The 12,490-nt window shown below is 60.2% G+C and carries 19 protein-coding genes; 10 read left to right on the forward strand and 9 right to left on the reverse strand.

The annotated features are described in order from the left end of the window. Window positions 1-141: 141 nt before the first annotated feature. From AC3RCE_RS21725 to AC3RCE_RS21735, 3 genes are all read right to left on the reverse strand, one after another. Window positions 142-1,146, reverse strand: a complete 1,005-nt coding sequence (locus tag AC3RCE_RS21725) for a hypothetical protein (protein WP_492253930.1) — start codon at window positions 1,144-1,146, stop codon at window positions 142-144. A gap of 45 nt (window positions 1,147-1,191) precedes the next feature. Next, window positions 1,192-1,314 (reverse strand): hypothetical protein, encoded by a 123-nt coding sequence (locus tag AC3RCE_RS21730; protein ID WP_492253931.1) that lies wholly within the window; start codon window positions 1,312-1,314, stop codon window positions 1,192-1,194. 203 nt (window positions 1,315-1,517) lie between these two features. Next, on the reverse strand, window positions 1,518-2,312 hold the full coding sequence (locus tag AC3RCE_RS21735) for a hypothetical protein (protein ID WP_492253932.1): 795 nt from the start codon (window positions 2,310-2,312) through the stop codon (window positions 1,518-1,520). A 495-nt stretch (window positions 2,313-2,807) separates the two neighbouring features. On the opposite strand from AC3RCE_RS21735, the gene AC3RCE_RS21740 reads away from it, so the two are divergent. From AC3RCE_RS21740 to AC3RCE_RS21760, 5 genes are all read left to right on the forward strand, one after another. Then, window positions 2,808-3,989, forward strand: coding sequence for a hypothetical protein (locus AC3RCE_RS21740; RefSeq protein WP_492253933.1), 1,182 nt, complete (start codon window positions 2,808-2,810; stop codon window positions 3,987-3,989). Then, window positions 3,989-4,804, forward strand: coding sequence for a GSU2403 family nucleotidyltransferase fold protein (locus AC3RCE_RS21745; protein WP_492253934.1), 816 nt, complete (start codon window positions 3,989-3,991; stop codon window positions 4,802-4,804). The genes AC3RCE_RS21740 and AC3RCE_RS21745 overlap by 1 nt, the downstream gene beginning before the upstream one ends. Before the next feature lie 31 nt (window positions 4,805-4,835). Continuing rightward, the gene (locus AC3RCE_RS21750) at window positions 4,836-5,150 is read left to right on the forward strand and encodes a DUF6388 family protein (protein ID WP_492253935.1); all 315 of its coding nucleotides are present in this window, start codon (window positions 4,836-4,838) and stop codon (window positions 5,148-5,150) included. 127 nt (window positions 5,151-5,277) lie between these two features. Further along, window positions 5,278-5,778 (forward strand): hypothetical protein, encoded by a 501-nt coding sequence (locus tag AC3RCE_RS21755; protein ID WP_492253936.1) that lies wholly within the window; start codon window positions 5,278-5,280, stop codon window positions 5,776-5,778. 98 nt (window positions 5,779-5,876) lie between these two features. Then, window positions 5,877-6,113: an MbcA/ParS/Xre antitoxin family protein gene (locus AC3RCE_RS21760; protein WP_492253937.1), complete on the forward strand. Its 237-nt coding sequence runs from the start codon at window positions 5,877-5,879 to the stop codon at window positions 6,111-6,113. 42 nt (window positions 6,114-6,155) lie between these two features. On the opposite strand, the gene AC3RCE_RS21765 is transcribed toward AC3RCE_RS21760, so the two are convergent. The 5 genes from AC3RCE_RS21765 to AC3RCE_RS21785 all read right to left on the reverse strand — a co-directional run bounded on the left by AC3RCE_RS21765 (window position 6,156) and on the right by AC3RCE_RS21785 (window position 9,680). Beyond that, window positions 6,156-6,617 carry a helix-turn-helix domain-containing protein gene (locus AC3RCE_RS21765; RefSeq protein ID WP_492253938.1) on the reverse strand — a complete coding sequence of 154 codons (462 nt, stop codon included), beginning with the start codon at window positions 6,615-6,617 and terminating at the stop codon, window positions 6,156-6,158. A gap of 149 nt (window positions 6,618-6,766) precedes the next feature. Then, window positions 6,767-7,078 (reverse strand): HU family DNA-binding protein, encoded by a 312-nt coding sequence (locus AC3RCE_RS21770; protein ID WP_056057356.1) that lies wholly within the window; start codon window positions 7,076-7,078, stop codon window positions 6,767-6,769. Window positions 7,079-7,147: 69 nt separating this feature from the next. Then, window positions 7,148-7,951, reverse strand: a complete 804-nt coding sequence (locus AC3RCE_RS21775; RefSeq protein ID WP_492253939.1) for a DNA/RNA non-specific endonuclease — start codon at window positions 7,949-7,951, stop codon at window positions 7,148-7,150. A gap of 276 nt (window positions 7,952-8,227) precedes the next feature. After that, window positions 8,228-8,521 (reverse strand): DUF4148 domain-containing protein, encoded by a 294-nt coding sequence (locus tag AC3RCE_RS21780; protein WP_192428445.1) that lies wholly within the window; start codon window positions 8,519-8,521, stop codon window positions 8,228-8,230. A 235-nt stretch (window positions 8,522-8,756) separates the two neighbouring features. Beyond that, the gene (locus tag AC3RCE_RS21785) at window positions 8,757-9,680 is read right to left on the reverse strand and encodes a DUF72 domain-containing protein (protein WP_492253940.1); all 924 of its coding nucleotides are present in this window, start codon (window positions 9,678-9,680) and stop codon (window positions 8,757-8,759) included. A gap of 89 nt (window positions 9,681-9,769) precedes the next feature. On the opposite strand from AC3RCE_RS21785, the gene AC3RCE_RS21790 reads away from it, so the two are divergent. The 5 genes from AC3RCE_RS21790 to AC3RCE_RS21810 all read left to right on the forward strand — a co-directional run bounded on the left by AC3RCE_RS21790 (window position 9,770) and on the right by AC3RCE_RS21810 (window position 11,813). Continuing rightward, complete coding sequence (locus tag AC3RCE_RS21790) at window positions 9,770-10,078, forward strand: hypothetical protein (protein WP_492253941.1); 309 nt, start codon at window positions 9,770-9,772, stop codon at window positions 10,076-10,078. 26 nt (window positions 10,079-10,104) lie between these two features. Beyond that, window positions 10,105-10,326 carry a hypothetical protein gene (locus AC3RCE_RS21795; RefSeq protein WP_492253942.1) on the forward strand — a complete coding sequence of 74 codons (222 nt, stop codon included), beginning with the start codon at window positions 10,105-10,107 and terminating at the stop codon, window positions 10,324-10,326. A gap of 63 nt (window positions 10,327-10,389) precedes the next feature. Continuing rightward, window positions 10,390-10,761: a hypothetical protein gene (locus AC3RCE_RS21800; protein WP_492253943.1), complete on the forward strand. Its 372-nt coding sequence runs from the start codon at window positions 10,390-10,392 to the stop codon at window positions 10,759-10,761. A 406-nt stretch (window positions 10,762-11,167) separates the two neighbouring features. Beyond that, complete coding sequence (locus tag AC3RCE_RS21805; protein WP_492253944.1) at window positions 11,168-11,644, forward strand: hypothetical protein; 477 nt, start codon at window positions 11,168-11,170, stop codon at window positions 11,642-11,644. A gap of 13 nt (window positions 11,645-11,657) precedes the next feature. Next, the gene (locus AC3RCE_RS21810) at window positions 11,658-11,813 is read left to right on the forward strand and encodes a hypothetical protein (RefSeq protein WP_492253945.1); all 156 of its coding nucleotides are present in this window, start codon (window positions 11,658-11,660) and stop codon (window positions 11,811-11,813) included. A 26-nt stretch (window positions 11,814-11,839) separates the two neighbouring features. Here AC3RCE_RS21810 and AC3RCE_RS21815 read toward each other — a convergent pair whose 3' ends face one another. Further along, window positions 11,840-12,460, reverse strand: a complete 621-nt coding sequence (locus tag AC3RCE_RS21815; protein WP_492253946.1) for a LysE family transporter — start codon at window positions 12,458-12,460, stop codon at window positions 11,840-11,842. Window positions 12,461-12,490: the final 30 nt, after the last annotated feature.

Here is a 12,490-nt window from a genome sequence, read left to right on the forward strand (position 1 = left end):
CTCCCCCAGAGAGGTAACTGACACCAGCTCGAAAGCCTCTCTGCCCTCTGGCGGGTTCATCGCGCCTCCTTCCGAAACCCTAGGCAGAGGGCTCACGGGTTTTAGCATCCCTATAGCTTGCGTTCGACGCGCAGGCCGACATCAAGCCAGCAGCTCTACGCTCTTTGATGTCAGCCTGTAACGCATCACTGAGACCCCCAGGCGCTTGAACGCCCGCTCAAGACCCTCGGGCATCTGGCCATCTGCTGGCAGCACGATCGTCTGCTTGCAATCAGCATCAGGGGCGTGCACAGACAACTGCCCTATGGCCGTGTAAAGGTCGCCGCGCGAGAGGCTCGACTTGACCTCCCAGACCTCCACGAGCCGCCCTTTGACCTGGGCGCCCAGGTCAATCAGGCGATCCTTGGCCAGCGAGCCCCCACGCGGCAAACCACGCACCTCCATAACCCATTTGGCCAGGGCATCCACCACATCGCCATGCCGCGACACGTAGTCGATGGCCCGTCCCGGTGAATACCCCCTTCGCCGCCCACTGCTCTCACGAAAATAGGCCTGCAGCCTGTCAATCCGCCGCTGCATCTCGGGGCGCTCCATCACCCCCGCCCTCGCGGCCTTCTTGAACTCAACGATGCTTTGCACATAGGCGAGAGCGGGCCTGGTCGCCCAGCGTCCTTCCACCGGCATCACCATCACTCCATCGCGCGAGCCCCCTGCCGAATCGATGACCTGGTGAAGGTCAACCTGAGACCACGCCAGAAAGGTCTCCTTGCCGACGCCTTTTGCCCCGCCCCCGACGCGGCCGGAGTGGAAGAGGTAGACGCGGCCGGTGTCCACGTGTCGCGCGAAGAACCCCGCAATGGAATCGTGTCGGCCCTCCGAGGGCACATTGACCTCGACTGTGATCTGGACGCCCCGACCTTCACCGTGCCGGCCAAACAAGTTCAATGTCTGCGGCACAGCTTTTTCGCGACGACTCTCCGAGAAAAACCACCATCCATCGCTGGCGTGCAAGGTCTTCGAGTGCAAACGTCCGCTCGGCCAGCCGATGTTCTTCACCAGCCGCGTCGTGAACTCCTTGCTGATCGTTGCTTCCAGAGCCTTCTGGGCCTTTGCGATCTCGGCCTTGGATTCGAGGTAGACGTACAAGATGGCTCCTGGGGTTGCGTGGCTGGTGGGCGTCGGGGCCGGGGCTCACTTTGTTTCGAGCTTGATCCCCGGTGCACTGAACACCAGGCGCTTGGTGTCAGGCTGCAGCGCGTGGATGACGACGACGGCCATGATGATCGCCGCAATGAGGTGGAAAAGGGTTTTCATGGGCCGCACTATGGCTGGCGTCCGCCCGTTTTGGCCTGCGGCCCAATTTCGCCGTTCGATGCGAAGCGCTATCTCCCTATGGGGCGCTGTCTTTCAGATCCTTCTTTTCAACCCAATGGGTCAAAGGGAATGTTGTCTCCCTGCAGTCACGCGGGCAGGGCCACCAACCACTCTGCGTGCTCTGATGAGAGAGGTGAGACCCCTCACCGCTTCTTGAGCCCCCGCGCGCACTCCACGAAGCTGCGCAGGGGCTCAGAAATGCCAGTGAGCCCCACCGTGACAACCTCGCCACCTGGTGGAGAGATCCGCAGCGTCTTTTTCTCCCGCAAGAGCGACAGGAAGATAGCCGTCGCCGCCACCGGCAGATCGGAATCCAGGACCTGGCCATCCCCGTAGGCATCCAGCTGCAGCGGCTTCTGGTCATCAAAATCCAACGTTGCCATGTGCTTGCTGTTGGCCTTGTAGCCCCAGCGAGTGTCGTAGAGGGTGATGTTGAGCTGGTCTCGGTTGCCCAGGGCCTTGATCGAAATGTTCCGCGCGCCGGATTTCATGTTGTCGGCCGCCGACAGCGCGCAAACGGGTGTCCCACGGCTGGTGGCCCCCTTGCTGAACTCCCAGGGGGTGAAGCCCGAGGCGATGTTCGCCTTTCCGCCTGACTGAGCAACTGGTGGGGCTTTGAACTCGCTGTTGTGTACACGGCTGGTGCGGACCACACCGTCGTCGAGGCTCTTGATCTTCAAGGTGATGAAGCCGTCCCCTCCTGCGCTCCAGCAGCCGGTGCCGTATGGGGACACCTTCCCACCGGTTTCCATGCGTGCGATCGCTCCCATGTCATTGCGGCCGGTGCACTCTGGCAGGGTTGCCGGGTCGTCGTACAGCTCGAAAATGACTTTGCCCCCTGCCTTTGGGATGGTGGCGATCGATGAGAGCCCCGCGTGGGTGACACCGGTTGCAGTGAGGAGCCAGGCGGCCAGGAATGGGGTGAAGGTGAAGCGCATGCTCGGGTGGGTGGCAGTGGATTGCCACCATCATAGGAGCCCCCTCCTGCAGCTTCTGCCATCGCCGGGGGCTTTCGTGAACCTCTTCACGCGCAAGGCCAGCCAATGCTCGATTGGGTTGGGCATTGGGGGTGATTGGGGATTTTTAGCGTCTGTTCTCCAATGCAACCCCTTGATTCGCAAGAGCAGGTGGCCAACTCGATTGGGGAAAGAGCATGTTCATTGGGGAAAGGAAACCTGAGCCCCGGCCAGGACCCCCACCAGAACTGCTAACCCGGTAAATCGCACGCAAAAAGAGCTGCCTATTTCTTCACCAGAACGCTAAGCTGTTGATTTCAAAGGGTTCATCGAATCGCTAACCGGGTCTTTTGCACGAAAAACGAGATCACCCCTACAAGAGCCAACTCCCAGATAACACGCGCGTGTTGCATATCACGCGCACGATTGATAACATGCGCACGTTATGAATCACGCGCGTGTTACGCGCCTTCCGCCATGCCCGACCTGAACAAGTCCCATGAGGGCGACGCCTCCGAGATTGCAATTCGCAACGCCGCGTCAAGCTACGGCCTTACGGAGGATCGTGACCACCAAGGCGGCCTGCCAGGCGGGCCAGACTTCGTGTTCAGCGATGGGCGGGGGGCTCTGTACGTCGCAGAGGCAAAGGTCGTAAGGGACGGCCGCGCTGATCGGGTGATAGCCCAACTGAGCGTGGCCATCATCCAGGCCAGCCACTATGCCAAGCAGATTCCGGGCTCCGAGCCCTTGGCCATCGTCTATGTGTCCAATGTGCTCCCCTCAATGCTCCGCCAAGTCAGGGAATTCGCAGACCAGTATGCAGACCAAGCGAACGTAGCCCTGGTGACACAGGAGGGCGCCAGTCTTCTGAAGCTCCAAGGCAATTGGAGTAACAACGCCATGTTGGAGGCGACTCTGTACGAGGCGAAAGAACGGAACTTCCTCGGTCGCGGGCCGACGAACGCTGCCCCTTTCAACCCATTCTCAGACCTCAACCAGTGGATGCTGAAGGTGCTCCTTGCACCAGAAATCAGCCTTGAGTTCCTCACCGCCCCCCGTGAGGCTATCTACTCGGGCGCCGATCTGGCGCGCGCTGCAGGGGCCTCCTCAATGAGTGCGAACCGACTCCTGCAGTACCTCAAGAAAGAGCGGTTCCTGGCAGAAGGCCGCACCGGGCTCACCCTGGGAAGGCGGGAGGAGTTCTTCAACCTTTGGCGCTCCGCGTCGATGGCCTCCCCTGCCGAATACTCCATGCGCTTTCGCGCTCGCGTTGCCATGAAAGACCAGCTCGCAACCCTGCTACGCAAGCTGGGCGACAAGGCCTGCCTGGGGCTCTTTTCTGCGGCTGATCAATTGGGCATGGGGCACGTGAGTGGCGTTCCCCCGTACATCTACATGCAGAAGCTACCTGGGATATTGGCGCAGCGACCCGAATGGCAAGTTGCGGACGTGTGCAAGACCGGAGAAGCGCCGGACTTCTACGTCCGGCAGACCATGGCGCCAACCTCCACTTTCCGAGGCGCTGTGCTGCGCGATGGCCAGTTGTGCACGGACGTGATCCAGGTGTGGCTGGATGTGGTCAACCACCCGACGCGGGGCGCCGAGCAGGCGGACCACATCTACCGGAAGGTGCTGCAGCCGCTGGTGGAGGCGTACTGATGAACGACCTCGAAGCATTCGCCAAACTTGTCCAAGCGCTGGATCCGTGGCGCGGGCAGATGATTTTCATTGGCGGGTGGGGGCACCGGCTTCACACCCTGCATCCAGACGCCCAAAAGCAGGCCTTCGAGCCGGTGTTCACCCGCGACACCGACCTCGCTTTTGCCAACCGCGCGCCGCTGGAAGGCAACATCAAGGCCGCGCTGGCGGCCCATGGCTTCAATGAGGAGTTCTCCGGCACCTCCAAGCCCCCTGCAGCCCACTACACCCTTGGCAATGAGGAAAACGGGTTTTATGCCGAGTTCCTGACCCCGCTCATGGAGCCCCCCTTCAAACGCAACGGTGAGCCAAATGCGACTGCGGCTGTGGCCGGAATCTCCGCCCACAAGATCGCGCATTTGGGCGTGCTGTTGGAAGACCCATGGATCGTGACGGTGGGCCCGGAGGTCGGCGTTCCACTCGACAGGCCGGTTGACCTGCAGGTGGCCAACCCCTTGTGCTTCATGGTCCAGAAATTCCTCATCCTCAAGGACCGCACGAAGAACAAGCGCCAGCAGGACCTTCTGTACGTGCATGACACGCTTCTGCTCTTCGGACACATGCTGCCCCAGCTCAAACACACGTGGAACGCGATCGTGAAGCCCACCCTTCACGCCCGTGAGGTGGCCACCGTTGAGCGCGAGATCCAGGAGGCGTTTTCAGGGGTCACACCGGACATCCAGGGCGCCACCAGAATCCCCCGCGACCGCGATATCGATCCCAAGTTGTTCCTAGCCACGTGCCAGTTGTCTTTTGAGACGATTCTTGGGCCCTGAGCCCCCGTACCCACCTCACACAAGGAAAACTATGAAACTAAGCCCCGTACAGCAGGCCACCGGCCGAGAGCGCTTCCTTGATGCGCATCCCGAAGTCAAGGCCAAGGTGCTATCTGTACCTCAGGCGGTGGCTAACGCATTGGGAGTCGAGCTGGCTGAGATCCACGAGTCCGATACTTACAAGGCCATATCCGACATGGCAAAACAGGCTGGCGAGGACGCCGATGACTATTTCCTGCGCTACGCGCTGGACAGCGAGGAAGAGCGCCAGGAATTCATTCAGGCCCGCCGACTGGCGACAGAGCGGGCTCTCGGGTTGGCGTGGGACGACACCGCAGAAAAATGAAATTCTGATCCCCCATAAGGGGTGGCCATTCCTCCTGAAAACGTTGCCCAGCTTCACTCAAGGGCCCATATTCATGCCTTTTATATCCGGTGGTTTAGGTTGTCGTTCTGCCGCGTGAGGCCATTCAATGCACCGCGAAATTGACGATGAGTTCCTGAAAGTCCTCTCCGCGCTTGCTGGTTCGGGCGTGGAGATGGCATTCGAGCGGCGCGGCGAAGACACCACCACATACCCCCTGCATGGGGAAATCGTGGCCGTGGACGAGAGCGCCGGCACGATCCAGATCCTGCGCACCCGCACCCATGCTGGCGAAGTCCACACGATGGGGCTCCGCTACTTCCTGAGTGCCACCGCGCCCAACTGCGAACCCCTGATCAACTCGCTCGCGAGAGCCCGACTTCAGGCTGATCTGCAAAAAGGCATTGCCCGCGAAAAGGCGATTGAACAGGTCAAGGCGAGCGCCGGGGCGAGTCAGAGCCCCGCCCTGACGCAATCAAGGTTCCAGGGCATGGCCACCGGAACCATGGCCGGGTACCCCTCAAACAGGTTCATCTTCGCCGACGAGGAGGCCTTTTGGGATGTATTGGGGGCGAGCATAGCAGCGGCGGAAGGAACACGACCAAATTAATCAACACACGCATGATAGGCAAACGCGCCGTGCGAAATCTTCACGCAGAGACTCAGCCCCAGTGTTGCGAGTGGAAGGGCACGAGACCAGAATGCGGCATGGCCCACACCAACGACGCACATCCCCCACAAGTTCTGACGGACCTGGTCCAGCAGATCGTGGTGGAGTCTGGCAATCCTGAAGGCTTCAACGCCGAGGCTTGGCTGCAGGAGTGGCTAGCGGCGCCACTCCCCGCATTTGGAAACCGCCGTCCGTGGGACGTACTGCAAGAACCCGAAGGGCTGGCGCTGATCCGAGCAACGCTTCTGCAAATCCAGAAAGGCAGCTTCGCCTAGTTCCTGCAAGGGTGTGCGCCACACATGCCGCGCAACTGGACCTCAGGCCTTGGCAGCCTGACGCATCTTCTTCTCGGCCTTGACTGGCCCCATGCGGACCAGTTCTTCGATCTTCGCCAGCTGTTTGGTTCGGGGATGAGCCTGCCCCTTCTCCCACCGCGAGTACGTGAGAGGAGAGACGGCCAGCAGGGCCGCCATTTGAAGCTGGGTGGCGCCCAATGCACTGCGCATCTGCGCCAGCATCTCCGGCGCGAATACGAAGTCCTCGCGCGCGGCGCGTTTCGAAACTTTGGGCAGATCAGATGGCGCAGCCACGCCCACAACTTTGGCTTGGCGCTGTGCTGTCTTGAGCTGAGAAGTGAGGCTCTTCACTTCCCGCTTAAGAGCGACGATCTCAGAGCGGTGGCCAGTGATCGCCTTGCGCATGCCCTGAAGTTCAGGTTTGAGCTCCTTGCGCGCCATGCGAACAACTTCAGCGCGAAAGGCATTGGAAAACGTATTCATATGCCCGATGGTAACTTTGACGCCTTATCGCGCACTTAGGGTGCAGACGCACCGGCTTTGTCGCACTCATTCTTCGCCCCCCCAAAAACAAAACCGCCAAAGGCAATAGCCTGTGGCGGTTTATTCGACGTTGACCGAGAACGCGGTACTTACTTCCCAGCCTTGTCCGCCTTGCGCTTGGCAGCCTTGGGATCCACCACCGCCTTGAACTTCGCGCCCGCCACAAACTTCGGCACCGTGCTTGCAGGGATCTTCAGGGCAGCACCGGTCGATGGATTCTTGCCCGTGCGCGCTGCACGCTTGGCCGACTTGAAGGTGCCAAAGCCCACCAGTTGCACGGCGTCACCTTTCTTCACGGCCGTCTGGATGGTGTCGATCAGCGTTTCCAGCACTGCATTGGCTGCGGTCTTGGACAGGTCATTCTTGGAAGCCAGGATTTCAACGAGTTCTGCGCGGTTCATGGATGCTCACGTGTAGAGGTTGGAAGGACCGATTTATAACCTCGCCGCTGACACGGCCCTTGCTGCGACTCAATGCTGCAGTGCACTTCTTGGCAAAAACTCCACGCCCGTGCGTTTCACCAACTCCTGGTAGCTGATAGGTCGACCCACCGTCTCCCCCTCGCGGTTCTCCTGCCAGTGCGCCCAGGCCCTCTGGGTGGTGGCGTCATACACAAGCTTGTACAGATAGGTCGGCACCTTCACCCCATTGGCACCAATGCGTGGCCCCGCATCCGTAAACACCGGTCCGGTGATTACAAACACATCTCCCTTGGCCCGCTTCACATAGTGCCGCGTGTCCTGCTCGATCTTGTTCCACGCTCCGCCGTTGTGCTGAGCATTCTGAGGAACCATGTTCGCCAGACTGAAGCTCTGGGCCATCGCCGTTGGCGTCGGCATGTCTCCCGCAGGTGCCATGTGCCCTCGGGAGTAGCCAGAGTTCTTGTAGTCCTCCAGTTCCGCCCGCTCCCCACTGGGCAAGCGCGCATCCGCAAAGAACCGCTTCGCCCGTTTCTCATCGGCATCCTCGATGAGCTTTCGGTTCAAGCGCTGGGCTACGAACACCGGTGTCTTGGTGGTTCCGGAGTGCAGCACCGCAAAAGCTTCATAGCAAAGCTCGCGCAGCTGCGGCCGGGGCGTGATGGCGGGTGGTGTGCCATTCACAAAGAACTGCGGACACTGCGCAAAAGAGGTGGGCTCGGGCGTGAGCAGCGCCGCACTGTCAATTTGCGGAAACCGCGCCCAGGAAAGATTCGGAAGAGCAACGCTGGCGAGAGACAGGACCAGCACAGCCGCCAGGCGCACACGGCCTGGCCAAGAGAACAAACGATTCACAGAAGGGGCATTCGGGTCGAACAAAACGGAGCCCGATTGGAGCACCGTTCATCGCTCACTCCTGGCTCGAATGCTCGGATCCTGCAGGGTTTTACAGCTGCTTGCAGAGAAGGGGCCCACCAACAGAAAGGGCTCCCAAAGGGAGCCCTTTCTGCCTGCCCGCCCCTGCGGCTCAGTTAACACTCCCCATGGCAGCAGCACCCGCAAATGCAAAGCGCCGCCACCATGGGACGTCCCGCAACTGCTTCAACCAAACTCAAGCAGTTGGTCTACCAATTACATGGCGCTGAATTCGCCCGAAGGGATCTGGCCGGTGCGCAGAGCTTCAGCAGCCTGGGCACGCACGGCAGCGCGGTCAGCGGTGGACTTGTAAGTCACCACACGCGAACCTGCGGGCTCGATACTGCGAGTCTGGGCGACCGTAGCAGCTTCAGCAGCCACTTCAGCGCGGGTGCGGTTCGTGTCGAACTTCAGGGCAAATTGCGAGCCATCGGCCTCGTCAGCATGGGCGCCAAAAGCGGCGAAAGCAGCAACAGCGGCGACGGAGAGGAAACGAGCGGTCTTGTTCATGATGAAAATCCTTGAAAGTTAAAAGCGTCTCAAAAAAGCCGGGTCAAAAACCATTCCTGAACCGGGTTCGGTGAGTCGCCTTGCGGGTTCGGCTCATCGATGGGTTGAACTGTACGCCGATGGTGTTCAGAGAAAAACCATCCAGTCACAAACTAACTGTTCCAGTATCGAGAACAATCTTTCAGCGCCTTCCTACGCCGAAACTCCGCTCCTTCGCTTCTCATTCAGCACTCCGTCAGCACGCCTTCAAAGCCTCCAAAAACTCCCGCGCATTGAGCGGGCTCTTGTCCTCCATGCAGTTGTTGAACACCGCATGCGGATACCGCACCGAGCGCGTAATCGGGCTGTAACGCTTGGCCAGCACCTGCAACTCTGCGGAGGTGTACGCATAGTCAAACCGCTCGGCCGCTGACTTGGCAGGCATCCCGTACGCCACTTCATTGCGCCCATGGAGCCTGAGCAGTGCATGCTCCGGATGGGTGGTCTCCCAGATTGCCGGAACACTGTGCGGCGATCCCTGCGGCCCATCCACGATGGTGTGGACCAGGCCCAGGCTCCAGAGCAGGCCCAAGGTGTCTGCCGTCACCGCATCGTTCTCCCACCAACTCGGATGCCGCAATTCGATGCTCAAGGTGTGACCGGGAAGATGCTCCACACAGTGCTCGATGTGGGCCACAGCAGCTGGGTGGCGCACCACCTTCGGCGAGAACTGGAAGTGCACGAGGCCCAGCTTGCCGTTGACCTGCAAAGGCACCAGGCAGGCCACAAAGCGCTTCCACAGCTCTTCCCGAAACTCCGCCGCCATGTCCTTGTAGACCATGCGCCGCCCAGGCCCTAATGCCTCTTTGATGTCCTTGGGCAAGACATCGGTACTGGTCCACTGTCCTGTGAACAGACTGAAAGCCTTCACGTTGAACACAAACCCAGGAGGCGTGCGTTCTGCCCAGTGCTGGGCAGTGGTGACTGCAGGGATGGCGTAGTAGCTGGTATCCACCTCCACCAGGTTGAACTGCGAGGCGTAAAAGCGCAGCCGTGCTTCGGGCGTCTTGGCCGTGGGTGGATAGAACTTGCCGCAGTCGAGCAGCGTCTTGTCCGACCAGGAGGCGGTCCCGACCAGGGGATTGAAACCAGGACTGTGGGGGGCGAAAGAGTGCTCCATGGGGAGGCCTCCTTGGGTTCATGCTACATGCGCTTTTGTGGCAAAAGCTGTATATTTATCCAGTATTCAACCACAGGAGAAGCAGCGCCATGCAAGTCATCGAATCCACCTATGCCGTCACCCTGCGCGACTACCCCGAAGAGATCCCCGCCAAGGAGCGGATTGCCGCAGAAACCCGGTATGCCCGAGCCCTCGAAAAGCAGCTTGGTGGCCCCGAGCAGGTGGCCGCCGCCCTGGACACCATGCACAGCCTGGAAGAGTCGCCACCCGAGGTGGTGTCGCCTGGCGATCTCACGTTGCTCAAGGCCTGGGGCAAGGCCAGTGCGGCGGCCAGGCAGGCGGGGTTCCGGGACCTGGGCGAAGGGGATGGGGCGTACTTTGAAGTTCGGCTGGTGTGAGGGTAAAGGTCCACTGAGGACACGCCATGCCGATCAACGCGCCCTGGAACTACCCGACGCTGATGCGCACGCCACCGGGCGGAGCCGATGGTGTGTTCCCTACGGAGACCGTGCTGCCGCTGGAGGCGGAGGCGTATGCGGTAACGCAGGAGGGTGAGATCTGGCGGGTGACGGTGAAGCACTCGGGTGAAGTGCTGTATGCGGGGCCCGGGCCTGTGGTGCTGGTGGAGTCGCCTGCGCCGTTTTGAAGCAATTCGATTGCACCGCACCGGGTACCGGTTGTATGGTGCATCAGCCAGCAAGGAGTCGATATGTCGATGGACCGTGCCAACTATCCCGGGGTGCCGGAAGACTTTCCGGTGACGGCAGTACCGTCTGCCATTGCGGGTGCCCAGCCCAAGATGAACCTGGTCGAAGAAGGTGGGAAGTTCTATGCCCTGGGCACGTCGCCAGGGGAGGTCATGGCGGCCTTCCAGATGTGTGACGATCTGGTCTCGCAGATGGTCGCGTACTGCCAGCGAAAACTCGCCACCTACGAAGGCAACCAGGAGGCGACAGTGAAGGCTGCGCTGAAGGGCCTGCTGGCCAAGCGGTGGTGCACCGATGCGCAGTGTGTGTGGATCATGCGCAGGGTGGTGGACGAGTTGCGGTGGACCGTGGGTGATGACGCTTGGGCAACCTGATGCCTCGATGCTCTCGCCAGCCCTCCATGGCAGTTAGACGTAGGGTGGGATCACATCAATTACTCCGCCGGCTTCATTGATTGGATCGTTATGGCAAGCCCATCTTCCGATATGCAAAAGACAAGGTCCTTGCGGTCTTGCAATCTGTCGCTGGCATCGTGGAAAGTCGCGACACACTCCCGATCTTGTCCAATGTGCTCGCACGTCGGACAGCTCATTTCGACGTCATGGCGCTTGAGATGTGCCCTGCGGTTCTTGAAGTACCGGCTCGCCATAGTGCCGAGGTATTCGCCTTGTTCTCACGTCCGATGGCTAAGCTGAAGCAGGCTCTAGCTTTGAACTTGCCCCGCACTTCCTATTTCAGTAGCAAGGTCAACGGCCACAACGCGCCATTGATGAAGTCCCCATGAAAACACCCTCGACAACATCAACCTCAACGACTCGCCACCGCACAAACAACACCCCAAGCGCGGTTGCACATCCGTCGCCCTACGCGTCTGCTGCTCAGACCAAGGCCTTATTGGCTGGCAGTCTGGCTGCCCGGATGGCGCGCTTGGAAGCCAAGGACATGCTCAGCACAGACATGGCTGCCGATCTGGTTGGTACCACCCCAATGACGATCAATGCGTGGATCGCCAAAGGGCGGGCTATCGGATTGGCTCAACCTCGGCGTGGATCCAAGTTGCCAAGTTGGCAGTTTGAACCCGTTCTATGGGATGCCGTGCCCAAGCTTTCAAAAGCCTTGGGAACCACCGAGGGCTGGGCGCTGCTTGCCTTCTTGGAGACGCCATCGGGCGCTTTGGGCGGCCGGACACCGCGCCAGGCTATAGAGCAGGGTCATCTGGCACGTGTTTTCGAAGTGGCGGGTGCTGATGGCTATTGACCCTCTTCGTCCCATGAAACTCGCAGATATTCAGAACACCCGCAATTTGACCTTCTGGCCCCTCAGCTCCTTCTTTCGTGTTCAACACTCCAGCGTCCGTGTGGGCACAGTGAAAATCGGAAAACAACACGAAGCCATCTGGTCATCGACCAAAGCGGCAGTCGCCTGACTCACAGGTTCGCCGAGAGCCTGCGGTCAGTTGCGATTCTGGAAGGCGGTCACGAGCAGCCGCACACCAAAAAAGCCAACCAGCACACTGGCAATCTTGTTCAGCCGTTGTCGCTGGCGTGCGTAGGCGTTCTGGACAGGCGTGGCCGAGAAAGCGAAGGCTAAAAAGAGGTGCCACACCAGAGCATTGACCAACACCAGGGCCACGGATGCTGCCAGCAACTCGGCGGACGGATTGGACGGTAGTGCCGTGGCGAACACGCTGCCAAAGAACAGGGCCGACTTCGGATTGAGGATGTTCGTCAGGAACCCCATGCGAAAGGCAGCTAACGGGCTCACGCCATCAGCCGCACCCGTCGCATCAATCTGCTGGCTACGCCATAGGCGCACGGCCACATAGAACAGATACAGGCCACCCGCGCACTGCACTACGACTCGCAAAGTGGGCAGGGTCAAAAAAATGGCTCCGACACCCATGACGGCCAAAGCAGACCAGATCCCGGCCACCGTGGTGACGCCGGCAGCAGCGAAGCAGGCAGCTTTGCGCTGCCCACTCGCGGCCATGTTCACTACGACGAGGACGTTAGCACCTGGCGTGACGAGAACGATCCAGTGAAGCAATGTGATGGCAAGTAGTGTCGTGAGCATGAGAGGGCCTTTCTTGGCAAGCGAAAGATG

This window comes from Acidovorax sp. GW823-FHT05D11 (genome assembly GCF_058795695.1).

Bases quoted from the DNA above. Each gene is read 5' to 3' on its own strand.
- AC3RCE_RS21750 (WP_492253935.1), top strand. From the start codon at position 4,836: ATGAAACTAAGCCCCGTACAGCAGGCCACCGGCCGAGAGCGCTTCCTT.
- AC3RCE_RS21805 (WP_492253944.1), top strand. From the start codon at position 11,168: ATGAAAACACCCTCGACAACATCAACCTCAACGACTCGCCACCGCACA.
- AC3RCE_RS21810 (WP_492253945.1), top strand. From the start codon at position 11,658: ATGAAACTCGCAGATATTCAGAACACCCGCAATTTGACCTTCTGGCCC.
- AC3RCE_RS21755 (WP_492253936.1), top strand. From the start codon at position 5,278: ATGCACCGCGAAATTGACGATGAGTTCCTGAAAGTCCTCTCCGCGCTT.
- AC3RCE_RS21760 (WP_492253937.1), top strand. From the start codon at position 5,877: ATGGCCCACACCAACGACGCACATCCCCCACAAGTTCTGACGGACCTG.
- AC3RCE_RS21800 (WP_492253943.1), top strand. From the start codon at position 10,390: ATGTCGATGGACCGTGCCAACTATCCCGGGGTGCCGGAAGACTTTCCG.
- AC3RCE_RS21770 (WP_056057356.1), bottom strand. From the start codon at position 7,078: ATGAACCGCGCAGAACTCGTTGAAATCCTGGCTTCCAAGAATGACCTG.
- AC3RCE_RS21745 (WP_492253934.1), top strand. From the start codon at position 3,989: ATGAACGACCTCGAAGCATTCGCCAAACTTGTCCAAGCGCTGGATCCG.
- AC3RCE_RS21765 (WP_492253938.1), bottom strand. From the start codon at position 6,617: ATGAATACGTTTTCCAATGCCTTTCGCGCTGAAGTTGTTCGCATGGCG.
- AC3RCE_RS21780 (WP_192428445.1), bottom strand. From the start codon at position 8,521: ATGAACAAGACCGCTCGTTTCCTCTCCGTCGCCGCTGTTGCTGCTTTC.
- AC3RCE_RS21785 (WP_492253940.1), bottom strand. From the start codon at position 9,680: ATGGAGCACTCTTTCGCCCCCCACAGTCCTGGTTTCAATCCCCTGGTC.
- AC3RCE_RS21790 (WP_492253941.1), top strand. From the start codon at position 9,770: ATGCAAGTCATCGAATCCACCTATGCCGTCACCCTGCGCGACTACCCC.
- AC3RCE_RS21730 (WP_492253931.1), bottom strand. From the start codon at position 1,314: ATGAAAACCCTTTTCCACCTCATTGCGGCGATCATCATGGCCGTCGTC.
- AC3RCE_RS21740 (WP_492253933.1), top strand. From the start codon at position 2,808: ATGCCCGACCTGAACAAGTCCCATGAGGGCGACGCCTCCGAGATTGCA.
- AC3RCE_RS21795 (WP_492253942.1), top strand. From the start codon at position 10,105: ATGCCGATCAACGCGCCCTGGAACTACCCGACGCTGATGCGCACGCCA.
- AC3RCE_RS21815 (WP_492253946.1), bottom strand. From the start codon at position 12,460: ATGCTCACGACACTACTTGCCATCACATTGCTTCACTGGATCGTTCTC.
- AC3RCE_RS21735 (WP_492253932.1), bottom strand. From the start codon at position 2,312: ATGCGCTTCACCTTCACCCCATTCCTGGCCGCCTGGCTCCTCACTGCA.